We start from the raw sequence: 16,740 nt of genomic DNA on the forward strand, positions 1-16,740 counted from the left end.
GCCGCTGCTTGCGCGACTTCCCGGCCTCGGTCTTCAGCCAGCCCGACAGTTTGGCCGCAAAGGGGTCAAGTTTGCTCGGTCGCTCGGCAACCTTGAACTCAAGCTCAACCGCCCCAGACCGCAAATACTTCCTGATGGTGTTGCGCGACAACTTCGTCCGCCGCGCGATCTCCCGAATGGACAGATGCTCCCGCAATGCCCAACGCCGAATAATACTCAAAAAGGCCATGCCGATCACTCCAATGTCCCCTGCTGCCAGCAGCCAAGGGGAAGGTGTCACATGGGTCAGTTCTCAATGAAAATTACGCCGCTACCCGGGTCACTTCTGGGTGGAAATCAACATCGCCAGCGGCAAGGCGGGCGCGAATGCGGGCCCGGTCGGCATCGGAAAGACGTGAACCATTCATGCTATCAATACACCACTGTCAGCATCACCGAACCCGTGTACCACAGGTCACCTTTCCAGCCAACCGTCCTCACCGGCCGGTTTCCGCTCCTCCGAAGAGGAGCCCGCCTGCGGAAACCGGACAGCCGGTGAGGACTCCGTATGGCGTCAGGGTTCGGCGGCTCGCCCGCCGACAGATCCCCCTGCGCCTGGCCGTCAGGCCACCGTTTTCGGCGAGCCCATGGGGTGAGTACATTGTTCTTATGCAGTTTTTGGTGACCGCTGGTGGCGGCGAGACAGTTGGCTGGCGTTTTCGCTGACGGCTGGTGGCGGGATTTTTCCGGGATGGGGGAAAGGCAGGAGGGCGCCCCGCTTCAGAGCCGCCTTGGGCATTCCGCTGCAGTGGCAAAGCTTGCGACGGGCCGCGCGAACAGGCGATCTACATCCCGAACTGGGTGCCTTCGGCGGCCACATGCGAACAGGCCGGCAGGCGTACAGGCAAGCATGCAACCGGTCTATCCGGCAAAGCCCACTTGTCAGTCTGCCTTGCGGTCAGCCATGCAGGCTGGCCGATGGTCTATTTTGCAGGTGGTCAAACTGGACGTCCTGCACCCTGTTTTCCATGCTGACAGGCAAACATGCAAACATGCAAACAGGCACCGATGCCGAAATGCAGACTGCCGAGCTTATCCCTGTGGATTGGAATGTGTGCGGCGGGCGCAATGTTCAGTTGCCCCTGCAAATTCATCAACAAAGATGGAGACTTGGGCAGACGCAATGCAACCTCAGGTATAAGTCATTTGACGTTCCCACAACCCTATGCCTAAAGGGCCGCCCTGAAACCGGGGAAATCCAAGCCAAACCATGGCTTCGGAACGATTGATCAGACTCCGGCGGGTCGGTTTCTACGCCCCTTCGGCGCGGCCCGGTCATAGGAAGGCGTAGTGATTTTGAAGGGTCGGTTGCATGCAAGTCATTACCATCGTCCAGACCAAGGGCGGCAGCGGCAAGACCACAACCGCCATGCTCTTGGGCTCGGCGGCGCTTGATGCCGGACGGCGCGTCACGCTGATTGATGGCGATGTGAACGCCCAGCTCGGTCGCTGGCGCGACAGCTTCGAACTGGCGGCCTGGGAGGCCGTCAAGAAGCCTGCCTGGCCCGAGGCCCTGGCCATCATGTCGCCACCTGAGACGGTCGAAGGGCTGCTGTCGCTTCTCGAAGAAGAAGAGGCGCGGGGCGTTGATCTGGTCGTCATCGACACGCGACCCGGCACCCATACCGATACCGAAGACTTCTGCCTGATCTCGGATCTGGTGCTGATCCCGGCGCGGCCCGTCTTTGCCGAATGGGAGATGACCCATCGCGCTGTCCTCTGGATGGACGATCTGCGGGCCTCGATCGCCGAAGGAGAACGCTTTCCGGCGGTACGAGTTCTGGTGATGGATGCAGGACCGAAGATCATCGACGCCGCCACACGGGAAGGGGGCCTCAGCCTCCTGCCCAAGCGCGATCAGGATGTCCTGATGGAGATCCTGCGGCTCGACCACCTCGATGTGATCGTACCGCATTCGAAGATCCTCGAGCAGATGGGCTTCCACGGACCTCTTGGACCGGCAGCGGCAGCAAATGCCCGCGCGCCAGGTGGCAGGCTGGTCGCGGATGCGATCACCCGCCAACTCGAGGTGGCGCGGTTGCTTCTTGCTGGTGTTGACGAGGTGGTTCTCGATTGAGCCGTTTCCGCATTCCACCCCGTATCGCCCCGTCGCCTGCAGCCGAGGAGCCCGGGCAGCAAAACGCTGCGGCCCGGCTTCGTTCGTCCCGCGAGGCGCAGTCGCGCCTTCTGGCCGAACGTCGCGGCGATACCGCAGAGGAAGGCGAAGAGCGCGAGCGTCTCGACCCAAGTCCGACCACCGATTCTGCGGAGGCGGCAGGAAATCCCGAGAAGAGGGAAGGGGAGGCGGATCGGTCGCTATCAGACCGGCCGAAGGGCCTGGCTGCTGCCAAAGGCAAGAAGGTGAAGCTGGTTCTGCTTTACCGCTTGCCACTGAAGCTTGAGCCAGACCTGGCCGACATTGCCGCGCGGGATGGGGTCACGATGGAATACGTTCTGGGCGCTCTTGCACGAGAGGGCCGCGAGCGGCTGAGAAAGTTGGCCGGAGAGGCGGATGTCAGGCCCCTGGCTGAGGAAGCTTTAGGCTTTGAGCAGTTGACGGAGGGCGTCAAGGTCATCGGCAATCCGATGACGGTTTATGTTCGCCCCGAAGCGCTGGAGGCCATGCATCGCGCGGCGGGCGATCCCTGGTGCTCTCTGCCGCGCGCCACGGTCGTTGGGGGCTACTTCACGGCCATCGTGGCGCGCCTGATCAAGGCGCGCCGGGCCGGATAAACCGCGATGATTCAGAGCAAGCTTTGGAAGCGTCTGACATCACTCGCAGGCAAGGTCGGGCAGCGGTGCCGTCTCGAAGCTCAAGCTATCTTGGCTCGAGACCACCGCGAACTCGCCGCCCCGGCGCAGGATTTCGATCATACTGGCCCATTCCGCTGCATCGGCCTTGGCCTGCGCGGCGGCGCCGTTCACGATGGCCAAGCGGGCCTGTTCGCCCGACTTGGCCAGGAACACCACCGTTGTGGGGGCCTTGTCCCTGGGCAGCGCCACGATCACCGCGCCATTTGGCGTCGGCCCAAAGACGCGATCCGGGTCGCAGACGATCCTGACAGAACCTTCACCTTGCGTGAGGCTCAGAACCGGCAGGCCACGTTCCGTCGTGGCCGTCCAACTGTCGAGCGCCAGAGCCGGACCAGAAACAGAGATCAACGCCAAAGCGCACAGAGCGGGAGACAGAGCATGCATCGACAAGGAAACCTTCCGAACGAAGCGCGGCGACATCTTATCACCACTATCAGCATCGACAGATATGTTTTGACGGCCGGCCTGTCCACCGCGTGGCAACAAGTTTTCTGCAGGAGACCCGAACATGCGCGATGAGAGCTCTGGCATCCTGGAAGCACGGGTCTGGGTCAAAGACGCGAGTGGCTCGGCGCTGATCGGTGAGCGCTTCCGCAAGCAGGACGGCCTGTTGACAATGACATGGCATGTCGACCCCAAGTCGATCCTCGGGGTGATGTGGGTCGAAGAGGTCAATGGCAATGGAGGCAATGCATCAGCATCCTGAATCGGCGCTGCTGCTACGATGCAGATTTCTGATTGGACAGGGCAGGGCTGCGGGCACATCCTGATGACAGGAGGTCCCAATGTCCTGCGAACTGCTCCACCGCGTCGACCCTGATCTGAACATGGCTCGGTTTTACCGGGTCGAGTTGCTGCCAGATCTCTTCGGCGAAATCATCGTTGAGCGCTGTTGGGGGCGGATCGGGGGCAGGGGGCAATGCCGGGCGACGTCTTATCGGTCGACCTCTTTGGCGGAGGCGGCGGCCTCCCGGCTGATCAGCGCGAAGGAGCGACGGGGTTATCGCCGGCCAACCTGACGGAATGATCGCTCGTGGCCCTGTGCAGCTATGCCCAACTGCGTTTCGGGTGGGCCACTTATTTCGCCTGTGAACAGGACATCCGCCGATAATGGGTGTAATTGGGTGCGAAAATGGGTTTGTATAATTGGGTGTAATTGGGTAGCAAAATGGGCATGATCCGAACCCAGTCGCTCCGCATCACACCGGCCATCCTAACTGCCATCGCCGAAATCGACGAGTTCAAAGGGGCGTGGCGGGCCCTCGGCAGTCTCGCCCCGGAACGCCTCTCCGCCTTGCGCCGCGTCGCAACCATCGAAAGCATCGGATCCTCAACCCGGATCGAAGGCAGCAAGCTTTCGGACCAGGACGTGCAACGGCTTCTGTCCAATCTCGAAATCAAGACGTTCGAGACTCGGGACGAGCAAGAGGTTGCCGGTTACGCGCAAGTCATGGACGTGATCTTCGCATCCTGGCGTGAAATCGACGTGACCGAGAACCACATCCGGCAACTTCACCGCGACCTGCTGCGCCACAGCACCAAGGACGAGCGCCATCGCGGTGCCTGGAAGACCTCGGCAAATTCCATCGCTGCTTTTGATGAGGCGGGCCATCAGATCGGCATCGTCTTTGAAACTGCCAGCCCCTTTGACACACCGGCGCGCATGGCCGAACTGGTGGACTGGTACAATGCGGCCTGCGCCGACGGCGAACTGCATCCGCTCCTGCTGATCGGGATCTTCGTCGTGATCTTTCTGGAAATCCACCCGTTTCAGGATGGCAACGGGCGCCTCAGCCGCGTCTTGACCACGCTGCTTCTGCTGCGGGCAGGCTATGCCTATGTACCGTTTTCCTCTTTGGAAAGCGTGATCGAGCAGAGCAAGGAGGCCTACTATCTGGCGCTCCGTCAGACTCAAGGCACGATTGGCTCGGAGGAGCCTAACTGGGGTCCGTGGCTGACGTTCTTTCTGACGGCCCTGCAGCGCCAGATGCGACGCCTGCGGGCGAAGGTCGAGCGCGAGAAGCTTATGTTGGGCAGTCTTCCGGAAATCTCTGCACGATTGCTCGATCTAGTCCGAGACCACGGCCGCCTGACGATCGGCGATGCGGAGCGGCTGACCGGCGAGAACCGGAACACCCTGAAGCAGCATTTCCGGGGGCTTGTCTCCCACGGTCATCTGGTACTGAACGGAGCCGGACGGGGGGCGTGGTACTCTCTTCAGTGATTTTTATTATTTATCAGTGGCTTATAAAAATACCGATAAGGATAATTATGTAATACCTTGGCCCGCTTTCTCTGTTCTTTTAACTTACAACGCCTGACCGAGAGTTTGCCAATCCTACTTATGTCCAGCGCTTGACTTTTGCGTATCGGTTGCGCATTATCAATATGCGCAACCGATACGCAACATCAAGGGGAGGCTAAGGCCCCATGACCGCTAAGATATTGGAATTTCCTGGGGTCACCCAAGCTCAGCCGCCGATTGCTCAGTTCATACGTATCGGCGAGTCTCACACGAAGATCGCGGAACTCGTGAGCATGGACCGCTTTCCTGCCCGGAGGGCAGTCTTGAAGGCTTCCCGCCTCCAGTACCAGAGACGGCTGATAGAGTTGTTCAAGCAGCACGGCATCGAAACGGTGCTGGACCCGCAGGTGGCCGAACTCGCTTCGCTGCGAAAATTCGCGGCTCAAGAGCGGAACGCTCCCTGGGCACGTCACGGCAACAACCAACCGCTTGGCCCCGACCATTTCCGCAAGGGCGCGAGCACGGATGTTATCGGCGAGATCGCCCGTACTGCTGTCGAGCTCGGTTTCGATACGGTGCTGAGCCCGACGCACTATCTTGCGGACGACGAGATTCCAGACTGGTTCAACATTGACCGAGAGGCGTGCATCGCGCTGCGTGAGGCGCTGGACCGTGAAGGCGGCAGGCGTATCTCAATCGACTATCCGGTATTGCACGCATTAAAGCAGCTTCAACAGAGTGAAGTGCGTAGCGAAGTACTTTCAGCATTCGGCTCTTTGCCGGTCGAGAACGCTTGGCTGCGGATGTCCGGTGCGGATGGCGGGCTCGGTCCAGAAACGACCAGACGGTTGCTTACCATGCTCGGCGGGCTACACAACATCGGCGTTCCGTTGATCCTCGATCAACTTGGCGGACCCACGTCTGTTGCAGCGTTAGCATTCGGTCTCGCATCCGGTCGTGCGATTGGAATCAGCGAAATGGAGCGTTTTGACGCATCTCAGTGGCACAAGCCACCAGAGCCTAAACGTGACGACGAACAGGGATTTGGACGTACTTTCCGATACGCCATTGAGGGCCTCGGCAGAACTCTCAGCGGGGCAGAAGTCAAGGTTCTCACTGAAGCGCGCGGGGGCAAGAAGCTTCTCGTTGGTCGCCTGGGCGGAGTGACCGATCTGCTCGAAAATGGGCGAGAAGTCCATCTTGATCAAATCAGCCGCGAAATCGATGCGTTAGAATCGGTACCGCTGCTACGTCGCGACGATTGGTTTCTCACCAAGCCTATGGCTCAGATGGTTCGCACCTCGCGCCAGGTTGCCGAGCTCAAACCGCCGCGTGACCAAGCGGAACTGCTAAAGGTTAACGTGGATGGGCTGATGAAGCGCCTTGGGGATCACGCAAAGGCGATGTCGAAAACCCAGATAGCGCTTGAAGCTTTCCGGGAATCGCGGTCAGAGGACGCGCCGCGCGCAAGGCCTGCTGGGTTGGTGCGTATCAAGAAAGAAGAAAGAAAGTGGGAGCAACGATGACGGGTATATCTCAGGGAGCCGTCGCAAGGGTTCTAACAGATATCGCAAATGACGGTGGCCTCAGCGGCGTTGATATTGCAAACGTGGTTGACGTTTCGAAGACCACGGTTTCGCGCTGGAAAAGTGGCCAGATGCGGCCGCAGCCGCGCCACGAACTCATTCTATCGGATCTGCGGTATGTGGTTGGACGATTGCAGGAGTTCTACTCCTCTGAAGAAATCCGGGTCTGGCTCTATGCTCGGCACCCGCAACTCGACGGTCAGCGTGCAATTGATCTGATCCATGATGATCGTACGAGCGAAGTTCTGGCCATATTGGAGCGGCTCGAAAGCGGGGCGTATCTCTGAAGATGGTCAGAACCACGAAGCGTCGCGACAACCGACTGATTGATGCGATTGAGGCCATTCCGCCTACACCGTTTTCGGGCGCGGTGTGGCGCGTTGTGCGGGAGGGTAGAGACCCTCTCGACTGCAGTCGTTCCGGCGGTCGTTGGGACGATGGCACTTTCGACGTCCTCTATACATCGTTGGCGCGCGAAGGTGCGTTGGCCGAGATGCACTTCCATTTGAAACGCGGTCAGCCCGTTTTCCCATCAAAGGTGCGCTATGAGCTTCACGAAGTGTCCTTGTCGATGGGCGCGGCATTGAAGCTTTTAAACCTCGAGGACCTTGCACGATTGGGTGTTGCTAGCGAATCCTACGGGCGGCTTTCCTATCAAGAGAAAAGTGCCGAGTACCCTCGGACCCAGGATATAGCGGAAGTTGCACACTTCCTTGAATTTGATGGGCTACTCGTCCCTTCTGCCAGATGGGATTGTCTCAACGCCGTGGTGTTCTGTGAGCGATGCCTGCCCGAACAAAGAGAGGCCATAAGGTCCCATGGCCTAATCGACTGGGCAGGCTGGGAGCAAAATGCAAGCGGCATGCGGTCTTGAACTCAAGACTGAGCTAAACAGAAGCATTTAGCGTCCAAAGGCCGCGCTGCCTGCTACTTTAGCCTGGGCCGGGATGCCCATCTAGCGGACTTTGTCGGCAACGTAATCCCCCGATTTGCCTACAGATTGCTTTATCGGCTCGCCATTCGCGTGGCGACGGCGGTCAACGCTTCAAGATCTGGAAGTTCTGCCGACCAACCCGCAGCGAACGAAATGTCATTTGATTTCGGCCTGCGATCCTCAGTCAAGAAGTTCAACTTGATCCGCGACGGCAATGCGGCTGCCTCTCCAACAAAAAGCGCCTCTCGCCGCGGAAGAGATGGAAGAACCTTTATTAGAGCCGCCATAGAATCCGGCAGAAAACGCCCAACGTGCTCTTGATCACGGCCATTCGTAAGGCGCAGCACTAGCCACGAATTGCACTGGGACAGAACCGTGCTCTCAACGTCGGATGGCCGTTGCGACACAAGCATCAGACCAATCCCATACTTGCGACCTTCTCGAGCTATGCGGCGAATAGCATCCTGTGCTGCGGCATACTGTGCCTCACCACGATCGGGTACATATCGATGCGCCTCCTCACATACCACGAGAATGGGATCACGTTCGCGCTCCGCACGTGTCTGAGCAATCTTGTATGAGAACAGGAGCCGGGCGAGCGCTGCGGTCAAGGGCCCGGCAACCTCGGTCGGTAAGCCTGAAATATCTACTATTCGAATAGGCGAATTTGGTTTCTCCTCATCTGCCCCGACAAATTGAGCAAGAATTTCTCCAAGCCCTGGATTTGCGTCTATTTGATTCCGCATAAGGAACGAGATTCTGCTGTCGAGACGAAGAACCGATAGCTTATCTAGGATTGACGCAAACTTCTTTTGAAACTCACTTGGTGTTTCCGCCTCCCAACCGGCCCCCTTTGGCCTATTGTTCTGGCAAACTTCTATGTGCTTACGAAATTCATCCAGATCGAAGGGGATCGGCCAGTCCCGATCGAATTGAACAATTTCTTCCATCGTCTTTCCTGGAACAGGACGAGGAAGATCAGGATGCCCAAGACCATCAGTATTCCTGGCGGGATCTTCGGCAGACAGCACCAAACCAGCAGCGAACATCCGAGCATGGGCCAAAGCCTTGTAGACGACGTTAGCTTGGGATGTCGCTTCAAACTCCCCTTTCCCAACCACGAGCCGGCGAAACTCATCGCTCGACATAAGCCAATAGGGAAGTTTAGCTGCGCGAAAACCTTCTCCGCCATCACCCGCATCCTCGAAGGCCCGGTATACGATTGCGCGTTCGCCAAAAGCCTGGCCATACTCTCCATGCGGGTCAATTATGATCACCCGAGGTCGTGACGTGTCCCCACCCTCATTTGCCGTGTGGCTCAGTACGGCGTGAAGAATTGCCGCAACGGCGGTTGACTTGCCCGAACCTGTCGAGCCAAGGACCGCAAAGTGCTGACCAAACAGCTTGTCCATGTCAGCGTGACATGCGACCCCGTCTGCGCCAACGTACGAGCCAAACGAAATAAATCGATTGAGACCATCACCACCTTGCTTCTCAATAGCCGTGTAAAGGCGTCGAATCTCGGACGATGTGACGAGGAAGACTCCCTGAAGTGGAAGTGGCGAGTTTCGAACACCTCGGTCAAAGGTCAGAGTCTCGTTCGCTTTCCGCCAGCGGGCCTCACCGAATAGATCTGCTTCGAGAACGCGACGATCCAACCCGTCTGTCGCGCCCTGTGCCGCTGCCTCTTCCTCAGTCTGAAGACGAAGCAATCGCACCATCGCGAAAAGGACGGTTCGGCCGATATGAAGCTTAATCAGGCTTCCAATTTGACCAACTGAATACACTGTCCCACCATGCGTCTGAACAAGTTCAGTGAGACTACGTTTCAATGAGACTTTAATCGTGGTCCCTGAAATCTCAAATACCGTACCAATCTGGATGTCTGGGTCCAGGTCGAAGTCACTCATTCGATTGCCTCCGCAACGTCCGCTGGCAAGCCGTTTTCCAGCAAGTTGGTTACTCCAGCAAATGTCCACCAATCCCTACTCGTCAAAGGCGCTGGCGCCGGAAAGAATGGCCCGTTTTTTCCGCGATACATTCCATCTTTGGTCAAGGCGAATACACGATCACCAGCGCCACTCGCCCCCCAATCGGCCAGCTTTCCGCCATACGTACTGGAAAAGGCTACAAGCGTCGTCTTATTATCGGGATGAAGTAGGTGCTGTTCGATGATTGAGTCTATGTGATCGTCCCCAAAGGAGTATCCACAGACATACAGAACTTGCTGTCGATCATGCGAGAGGATGCTTCGAAACCTCTGGAATAGGTAGCCAAAGGGGTCTTCTCGAGATGCCATGTACTTCGTCGATTGGGGATATATCACGACATTGCCGTTTTCGTTCGACCTGCGAGGATAGATGTCATCATATCGAACTCGGAAGACACGCCCGTTTTCTTCCCCACTTCGGTACCAGTCAATTGATCCATGGAGCTTTATGATTATGGCTTTCAGTCGCTGATCAGCCAAAGCTGCTGTTAAAATAGCCTCGCCCCAAGCAGCTATTGCACCGCCAGAAAATCCGTCGGCGTATGAAATGCGTTCAAGCGAAAGTGCGTCTTCGATCAAGGTATCATAGTTCGTCGTCACGAAATGGATTGCTTCGCGACGTTCGTCCAAGCCGGCGCGATTTATCCGATATAGAGTGCGAACGAATCGCCGATGATCTTCAATGGAAACTATTGGGTTACCTTGCTGTCCGACTCTTTCGGCACTTGTATCCGTCGCTGGTTGGTAACCCCACCGCAAAATATCTCGGATGTGCCGGAGAATAGTGTGATGGGCGGCCTGGAGGTGTATCTTTGTCACTCGACTACCGCCTACGCTAGCGCTTGTGTCTTTTGCGCGCTCGGCCAATGCGATCAAATCGCCGAAATGACTTAGAACATGCTCGATGTGGAGTTCGTTGGGCAAATCATCGCGGATGGCAGTAACCAATTCATGCACGTCAGCCTCATTGGGGTCGCTCGCCAGCAGATGAAAGACTCTATCTGTCAGCGGGTACATCAAGGGGAGACCCGCTCCAAAGCTGATCCCGGCACCAGTCAACCAAATCTGTTTGGGAGCTCGAAGGTGGCTGTCAAGCTGCCGAGCCGCTTCAATATCACTGGTCATTTGTCACCCAAGGTCGAAAGCCGTCGACTCAAGCGTTAACAGTTGCCGCACATCCGACGCAACCAGGAAGAGAAGTGCGATCACCCATTTGCCCGCGCGGGTGAGGAGAGAATCCGGCGCGCGCCTTTCCGCTAGGACGTCTATGGGATGGAAGATCGTTGTGTTGGCTGTCCAAAGAAAACGAGAGGCATTCTATCGACCCCGCGGGTTATCTCCGCCGGGCCGGGTTGTAGGTCGGCTCAGAAGCCGACCTCGTCGTCGCGATCGACCAGTTCGGGCGCATCGCCCTCGGTCGCCTTCGGGCGGCTGAGGAAGTCGATCTTCTCGGCGATGATCTCGCAGCCGTAGCGGTCGACGCCTGCCGCATCGGTCCACTTCGTGTAGTGGATGCGGCCCTGCACCAGGACCTTCATGCCCTTCTCGCAGTTCTCGGCGACCGACTTGCCGAGCCCGTTGAATCAGGTGATGCGGTGCCATTCGGTGTCCATCACGCGGTAGCCGTGCTCGTCGCGGACCGCGCGGCCTTCCGAGAGGCGGGGGCGCGAGGCGGCGAGGGTGAAGTGGGTGAACTTCGTGCCACCTTGGGTGGTGCGGGCCTCCGGGGCCTGACCGATGTTGCCGGCGAGGATGACGATGTTCTGCATGGTGGTTCTCCTGAGATTTCGCTGAAGGGACCATCCCTTCGACAAGACCTGTCAGAGGCCTGTCGGGAGACGTCCGCACGGGAGACGAAAGGCGACCGGAAACCTCCAAGGGCCCGTGGTGGCGCGGGCAGATCTGGCACAGGGCAACACGGCCCGGGCAGGAGTTGGGGTTGCGGGCAGGAGGCCGAACAGGCTTAGGGGATTGTCAGTCGAAGGGGAGGTGCCTCAGCTGGATCTCTGGGGGAGAGACCCAAGCAGGCAAGTTCAGACCAACCACCGGTAATGTCAGGACTAGGAGATAGAACCCGGGAAAGGGGGTGGACCAAGTAGGCAACCGTCTGCAAGTTTGCTTCGGAAGCTTTTTCGAAGGTCATTCAGCGCAATGAGAATGGTGATGCGTTTGTTGACCTGATCAGACGCTGGCCGGTGCAGTTACCTGGCCTGTTTCGCCATCAGCGAACCAGGGGCTTGATGGTGATAGGCTGCACCATCCCAAGCACTTTCGACTGACGTCGCATCGGGGCGGCTGACAGGAGGTGCGGTATATCAACTAAAGGACTGCGCCGACCTGGCCGTCGAACCGCATTGACCGCTCAAGAGGATGACCGCCCGAAGTCATAGCTTGTCGCATGCCGAGCGTCTGAGGTTGGTGCGCCGGTTAGTCGAAGAACCCGGGCTGCGCTGCGGCTTTTGCCTTCTTGCCCTTAACCACCGGTGCCGACGCCAATGCCCCTGCGCTCGTGAGCGATGCCTCGGTCAGCAAGGGGGCAGCGCAGATTTCGTCCAGAGTGGCGGCCTGTGCCGGTTCCAGTGCGACTAAGCGGCTGAGGACATGCAGCAGGTTCAGCAGGTCTTCGGTGTATTCGGGCAACCAGTGATCGGGCTGGATCTTGTCGAGCGCTGATGGCGGGCGACGGTCGCCGATGACTGGGCGGGTGCGGTCGGCCTTGCGGTAACTGAACCATTGGCGCAGCACGTTGCGACCGGAAACCTGATACTCGGCCACTGCGGTTGGCACGTTCTCGATGAACCCCTCCCCTACATACAGCCGACCCGTCGAAGGATCGTGATGCATCGTGTCGGGCAAGGGGTGCGGCGCGCCGGGGATGGTGCCGCCAGCAGGGATGGTCGGGCCTTGGCCCTTTGGCATCCGGGGCGGTGCAGCGGGGCGATCTGCCGCAGGGTCGGCAAAACGCTCGCCGTAGGTATGCAGCCAGATCACCTGTCGCCCGATTTCCACGGCGCGGTCGAACATGGAAACGCCAGCCGTAATCGGCACACGCAGACCAGGGCGAATCAGGTCTTCCTTGAAGCGGGCGGTAAAGGACGGATGCGCCAGAAGGCCAGCCGCATAAGCCATTACATCGGGGGCGGTTACGGATTTGCCATAGGTAGCGGTCAGATGGGCAAGGAGCGCGGCTTTGACATTCGGAACCGAGGCTGCGGCGTCACGCCAGAGAGGGAAAGCACGTCCCCCACGACCATGGTAGTGGTGAAGGTCAGGCAACAGTCCTGTGACGGTCAGTGCTGGCCCATTCTCGGGGGTGCGGTCTTCAGGCGAAGTCAAGAATATCTGGCTCGTCGAAAAGACGTTCCAAAGTTCAGGGTTTGGGCGGTTCAGAAGTCGATTGTCTGGAATGATCCACTGCCGGTCGAACGAACGCAGCGAGTATCGGATCGGTTTGACAGGACCCACCGTGTCCTTCTCAACGGCAGAACCGCGAAACTCGTGTCCTGCGAGTCCAACCTTTGTCGATTTGCTCAATGTCTTGTCACCGCCTTCATGCGGGTAGAACAGCGCCTCTTTGATTTTCGGATCCTTCTCGCGCATCAGTCTTGCCCAACGATCCGCAAGAGACTGGGCATCCGGCGCAATGACCCAGGTCCTGCCAGGCATGACCCCCGATCCATTGTATTCGAAAAGGGCATCGAGCGCCGGGAATCCAGCCCACTCTCCCTTTGCCTCAGCCATGAACGGCGCCCGCCAGTCACTTGGCCCATTAGCCCATCCCGGACCCGTCAGCGTTATCGCCTCAAGTTCCGCGAATTTGTTCTTGCGCGGGCCGGTTGTAAGTTGCCTCACATGCAGGCGCGAGGGTGTCGACCGATCCTTGCCCTTCTTGCGCGCGGCCAAGACGATGCAGACCGGATGCTGAACACCTTGGAAGATGCGTGTTGACACCTCGGGCTGATGCCCTTCGGGCGTGCAATCGATCACCCAGATGTCGGAACAGTCGCGTCGCAACTCCATGCGCATCTTTTCAAACCCTGGCCCGTTTAGAAAGCCTGCGACGGTGATGTAGGTGACAATGCCGCCGCGATCATCGGTTGCCTGCCCGGTCGTTTCCAGCAAGTCCGGCGCAAACACTTTCCACGACGCCCACCGCCAGAAGAAAATGTATAGGTTCTTGAGATGCTTGGCGTGTGCGCCTTGACCCCACGCGGGCGGCAAGTCCCAATGTTTCATCGGCGCAGCGCGGCCATCGCTGCCCTTCTCAACCCAACCACCCCGACCCTTTGCCTTCTCCTTATATGGCGGATTGCCGATGACGACGGTGATCGGCTCATCCCGCTTGATCGCGTTCGCCTCGCGGCGCGAGTTGCCGATAGGGGCCAGCATCGTGGAAAACTGAGTCTGGGTGGCATAAGGGTCGCCAAGCGTGTCAGTCACGTAAAGACGCGGCTGCGGCAGGTTGCCCCCAGCCCCGTTGCCCACAGCCGATGCCCCCATCAGCGCCCGCATTTCCGCCATTAGCCGCAACTGCGCCACGGCAAAGGGGCCGAACTGCAATTCGAACCCGATCAGCCGATGCGCCGCCGCCCCCAAGGCGGGGCCGACAGCCCCCGCGCCCTGATCATCGGCCACCGTCTCGGCGATTTTGCGCAGCACGCCGAGAAGGAAAGTGCCGGTGCCGGTCGCGGGATCGGCGATAGTGACGTCTTTTGCGGCAAGGCCTTCATGGCGGCCGAACAATGTCGGGTCGCGCAAGGCCTCGTCCGTCAGGCGAACCATGGCCTGAACCACCTCGGGCGGGGTGTAGTAGCTGCCGGTCTTCTTGCGCAGTGCGTTGTCGTAGACCTCGAGGAAGTCTTCGTAGAAGTAGAGCCAGGCATCGGGCTTGCCCTTGGACAGGGTGGGCCAATGCACCTCATGCAGCACGCGGGTCAGGGTCGAGATTGCGGTGGACAGGGCCTTCTGGGTCTGCGGATCGTCGGTCAGCAGGCGCAGCGCGGTGCCGATCAGCGTGTTCGTATCGCGCAGCGCGAGGGCGGCATGGGCGATGCCCTTGTCCAAGGGAATGTCCTGTGCTCGCGCCATCAACAGTCCAAAAGTCACCGCCTGCGCATAGCCGTCGGCGAACTGCGCATCATCAGCCTGCGGAAAGAGTAGCCCCCGCCATTCGGTGGCAAGATCGGTCAGGCTTTGAGTGCCGTTCTCCAGTTCTTCCAGAACCTCGTCACGCAACAGACGGCACAGGCGCGCCGAAACCTCGGCCAGTTTGCGCGGGCTGTCGGGCGGGATCGGGCTCCAGCTCAGAAAGTCCGTCAGGAGAGTGACGAGCGTTTGGGGGGCGGTAAGCTTGGCACCTGCTGTGTCCAGATCACCGGAGAGATGAATGATCTGCCCGACGAGCGCGCCGTTCTGCCAGAGGCTGAAGGACTGCCCGTCACTGTAGATGAGGTTTGGCAGTGATTTCAGCTTCTGCCACTGACGCTTGTCATGCGGATCGGTGAACTTGCGCGGATCTGCCCCCTTGCCCGGGGCTTTCAGTTCGATGAAGCCTGTCAGCGCGTTGCGAACTGTGACGGCATAGTCAGGCCGGGTCCCCAAGGCCGAAAGGTTGCTTTCGCCGACAAGCGTGACCCACCCAGGCTGCTGGCCCGCGGGTTCTGCAAGTGCGGTGATCAGTTCTTCGAGCGGCGCACGGATGTTGTCTTCAGGGGCACCGGTGATGGCAGGGCTTGAAAGCTTAGCCTTTGCGGACGCGCCGTACTTGGAAATGATCTGGTCAAACATCAACTGCCCCAGCGCTCTTTTTTGCAACCTTAGCTGGAATGCATTCGATATCAAACTCTTGATTGATTGAAGGGCTGCTGAAGAGTTAGGGGGCTCACGCCCCCCTCTCGAACTTCACGACGGGGATCCCCAGCTTCTTGGCCTTGTCGGCGAGGTTTTCCTGGATGCCGTTGCCCGGGAAGACGAGGACACCCACGGGCAGGACATCCAGCATGGCGTCGTTGCGCTTGAAGGGTGCGGCCTTGGCGTGTTTGGTCCAGTCGGGCTTGAAGGCGACCTGGGTCACGCCCCGGGCCTCGGCCCATTTGGCGGCGATGAGTTCGGTGCCCTTGGGGCTGCCACCGTGGAGAAGGACCATGTCGGGATACTTGGTCCGGACCTGGTCGAGCTTGCCCCAGATCAGGCGGTGATCGTTGAAGTCGGTCCCGCCGGTGAGGGCCACCTTGGGGCCCGCGGGCAGCATCACCTCGGCTTCGGTGCGGCGCTTGGCGGCGAGGAAATCGCGGCTGTCGATCAGCGCGGCGGTCAGGTGCTGGTGGTTCACCATCGAGCCGGTGCGGGGCCGCCAAGTCGAGCCCGTGTGATGCCAGAACTCGGTCGCGGCGTGGTCGCGCATCATGTCCATGCAGTTCCGCCGTTCGGTCAGGGTCAGGCCCTCGGCCACAAGGCGTTCAAGCTCGGTGGATTTCACCTCGGAGCCGTCCTGCTCGCGCTGGAGGCGGCGCTGCCCCTGCTCGTTGTCATCGAGATTGCGCTCGATCCGGGCGGTCGCGCGGTGGAAGAGATTGACCTGGCCCCAGAGCACTTCTTCGAGGTCCGGTTCCATCCGGGTGTCGGCGAGGCTCGCGACGAGGGCATCGAAGATATCGGCGACGGCACCCCGGAGGCGGTCGGCATCCGGCATCGGGCGCGGATCGGGCTCGTCTTCAAAGGGGCGGTAGCCGTAGAGCTGCAACTCTTCCAGCGCATGGGCGGTCTGGGACGCGGTGTGGGTGGGCTCATATGCGTCGTCGCGGGTCTGGAATGTCATCTTTTTCTTGCCTCCGGGCTCTTGGCGGTCCGCGCGTTCTCCCGCGCGGTCTTCATGGGCTGCGAAAGCCGTCACGGGGGACGACCCTTCACCCCGCCTTCGGGGCCGGAACGCATGTGGAGGAGGATGGGGGGCGGCTGATTTGCCTTTCGCGATGCAAAGCGAGGGCTCGTCCCTCGCGGCGGAAATCAGTTGCCTCCCCTCCTTGAAGGGGCGGCCCCTTTGACGGCCGCCTGCCCATCTCTTGAAGGCCGTGCGGGGAATGCGGGGATCGACTGGCCCTCGGGAGAGGCAAAAGATGAGGGTCCAGACCCG

General features: G+C 59.4%; 13 protein-coding genes and 2 pseudogenes. 8 read left to right on the top strand and 7 right to left on the bottom strand.

What is annotated here, in order from left to right:
- Window positions 1-229: pseudogene (locus tag BMX43_RS18535) on the bottom strand (HTH domain-containing protein); the annotation flags it as partial.
- A 1,122-nt stretch (window positions 230-1,351) separates the two neighbouring features.
- On the opposite strand from BMX43_RS18535, the gene BMX43_RS18540 reads away from it, so the two are divergent.
- Both BMX43_RS18540 and BMX43_RS18545 read left to right on the top strand, forming a co-directional pair.
- Entirely contained in the window at window positions 1,352-2,116 is a 765-nt protein-coding gene (locus BMX43_RS18540) for a ParA family protein (protein ID WP_091303642.1), read from the top strand.
- Complete coding sequence (locus BMX43_RS18545) at window positions 2,113-2,772, top strand: hypothetical protein (RefSeq protein WP_091303643.1); 660 nt, start codon at window positions 2,113-2,115, stop codon at window positions 2,770-2,772. The genes BMX43_RS18540 and BMX43_RS18545 overlap by 4 nt, the downstream gene beginning before the upstream one ends.
- A 39-nt stretch (window positions 2,773-2,811) precedes the next feature.
- On the opposite strand, the gene BMX43_RS19585 is transcribed toward BMX43_RS18545, so the two are convergent.
- Window positions 2,812-3,273 (bottom strand): hypothetical protein, encoded by a 462-nt coding sequence (locus BMX43_RS19585; protein ID WP_139201628.1) that lies wholly within the window; start codon window positions 3,271-3,273, stop codon window positions 2,812-2,814.
- 88 nt (window positions 3,274-3,361) lie between these two features.
- Between BMX43_RS19585 and BMX43_RS18555 the strand changes: the two genes are divergently transcribed.
- The 6 genes from BMX43_RS18555 (at window position 3,362) to BMX43_RS20530 (ending at window position 7,558) form a co-directional block, all read left to right on the top strand.
- Window positions 3,362-3,559 carry a hypothetical protein gene (locus BMX43_RS18555; protein ID WP_091303645.1) on the top strand — a complete coding sequence of 66 codons (198 nt, stop codon included), beginning with the start codon at window positions 3,362-3,364 and terminating at the stop codon, window positions 3,557-3,559.
- Between the two features lie 79 nt (window positions 3,560-3,638).
- Entirely contained in the window at window positions 3,639-3,872 is a 234-nt protein-coding gene (locus BMX43_RS18560; protein ID WP_091303646.1) for a WGR domain-containing protein, read from the top strand.
- Window positions 3,873-4,027: 155 nt separating this feature from the next.
- The gene (locus tag BMX43_RS18565) at window positions 4,028-5,077 is read left to right on the top strand and encodes a Fic family protein (RefSeq protein ID WP_091303664.1); all 1,050 of its coding nucleotides are present in this window, start codon (window positions 4,028-4,030) and stop codon (window positions 5,075-5,077) included.
- A gap of 206 nt (window positions 5,078-5,283) precedes the next feature.
- Window positions 5,284-6,624, top strand: a complete 1,341-nt coding sequence (locus BMX43_RS18570; protein ID WP_091303647.1) for a hypothetical protein — start codon at window positions 5,284-5,286, stop codon at window positions 6,622-6,624.
- On the top strand, window positions 6,621-6,971 hold the full coding sequence (locus BMX43_RS18575; protein ID WP_091303648.1) for an antitoxin Xre/MbcA/ParS toxin-binding domain-containing protein: 351 nt from the start codon (window positions 6,621-6,623) through the stop codon (window positions 6,969-6,971). The genes BMX43_RS18570 and BMX43_RS18575 overlap by 4 nt, the downstream gene beginning before the upstream one ends.
- Before the next feature lie 2 nt (window positions 6,972-6,973).
- Window positions 6,974-7,558 carry an RES family NAD+ phosphorylase gene (locus tag BMX43_RS20530; RefSeq protein WP_091303649.1) on the top strand — a complete coding sequence of 195 codons (585 nt, stop codon included), beginning with the start codon at window positions 6,974-6,976 and terminating at the stop codon, window positions 7,556-7,558.
- A 131-nt stretch (window positions 7,559-7,689) separates the two neighbouring features.
- On the opposite strand, the gene BMX43_RS18585 is transcribed toward BMX43_RS20530, so the two are convergent.
- The 5 genes and pseudogenes from BMX43_RS18585 to BMX43_RS18605 all read right to left on the bottom strand — a co-directional run bounded on the left by BMX43_RS18585 (window position 7,690) and on the right by BMX43_RS18605 (window position 16,425).
- A complete protein-coding gene (locus BMX43_RS18585) occupies window positions 7,690-9,528 on the bottom strand; it encodes an ATP-binding protein (RefSeq protein WP_091303650.1) in 1,839 nt (612 codons plus the stop codon).
- Entirely contained in the window at window positions 9,525-10,733 is a 1,209-nt protein-coding gene (locus BMX43_RS18590; RefSeq protein ID WP_091303651.1) for an SIR2 family protein, read from the bottom strand. The genes BMX43_RS18585 and BMX43_RS18590 overlap by 4 nt, the downstream gene beginning before the upstream one ends.
- A 239-nt stretch (window positions 10,734-10,972) precedes the next feature.
- Window positions 10,973-11,377: pseudogene (locus BMX43_RS18595) on the bottom strand (single-stranded DNA-binding protein).
- A 658-nt stretch (window positions 11,378-12,035) separates the two neighbouring features.
- Window positions 12,036-15,395 carry a type ISP restriction/modification enzyme gene (locus BMX43_RS18600; RefSeq protein ID WP_091303652.1) on the bottom strand — a complete coding sequence of 1,120 codons (3,360 nt, stop codon included), beginning with the start codon at window positions 15,393-15,395 and terminating at the stop codon, window positions 12,036-12,038.
- Window positions 15,396-15,489: 94 nt separating this feature from the next.
- Entirely contained in the window at window positions 15,490-16,425 is a 936-nt protein-coding gene (locus tag BMX43_RS18605; protein WP_091303665.1) for a DUF2493 domain-containing protein, read from the bottom strand.
- Between the last annotated feature and the right edge of the window lie 315 nt (window positions 16,426-16,740).

It is taken from the genome of Gemmobacter aquatilis (assembly GCF_900110025.1).
Lineage (GTDB): Bacteria > Pseudomonadota > Alphaproteobacteria > Rhodobacterales > Rhodobacteraceae > Gemmobacter > Gemmobacter aquatilis.

Bases quoted from the DNA above. Each gene is read 5' to 3' on its own strand.
- BMX43_RS18540 (WP_091303642.1), top strand. From the start codon at position 1,352: ATGCAAGTCATTACCATCGTCCAGACCAAGGGCGGCAGCGGCAAGACC.
- BMX43_RS19585 (WP_139201628.1), bottom strand. From the start codon at position 3,273: ATGTCGCCGCGCTTCGTTCGGAAGGTTTCCTTGTCGATGCATGCTCTG.
- BMX43_RS18555 (WP_091303645.1), top strand. From the start codon at position 3,362: ATGCGCGATGAGAGCTCTGGCATCCTGGAAGCACGGGTCTGGGTCAAA.
- BMX43_RS18560 (WP_091303646.1), top strand. From the start codon at position 3,639: ATGTCCTGCGAACTGCTCCACCGCGTCGACCCTGATCTGAACATGGCT.
- BMX43_RS18565 (WP_091303664.1), top strand. From the start codon at position 4,028: ATGATCCGAACCCAGTCGCTCCGCATCACACCGGCCATCCTAACTGCC.
- BMX43_RS18570 (WP_091303647.1), top strand. From the start codon at position 5,284: ATGACCGCTAAGATATTGGAATTTCCTGGGGTCACCCAAGCTCAGCCG.
- BMX43_RS18575 (WP_091303648.1), top strand. From the start codon at position 6,621: ATGACGGGTATATCTCAGGGAGCCGTCGCAAGGGTTCTAACAGATATC.
- BMX43_RS20530 (WP_091303649.1), top strand. From the start codon at position 6,974: ATGGTCAGAACCACGAAGCGTCGCGACAACCGACTGATTGATGCGATT.
- BMX43_RS18585 (WP_091303650.1), bottom strand. From the start codon at position 9,528: ATGAGTGACTTCGACCTGGACCCAGACATCCAGATTGGTACGGTATTT.
- BMX43_RS18590 (WP_091303651.1), bottom strand. From the start codon at position 10,733: ATGACCAGTGATATTGAAGCGGCTCGGCAGCTTGACAGCCACCTTCGA.
- BMX43_RS18600 (WP_091303652.1), bottom strand. From the start codon at position 15,395: ATGTTTGACCAGATCATTTCCAAGTACGGCGCGTCCGCAAAGGCTAAG.
- BMX43_RS18605 (WP_091303665.1), bottom strand. From the start codon at position 16,425: ATGACATTCCAGACCCGCGACGACGCATATGAGCCCACCCACACCGCG.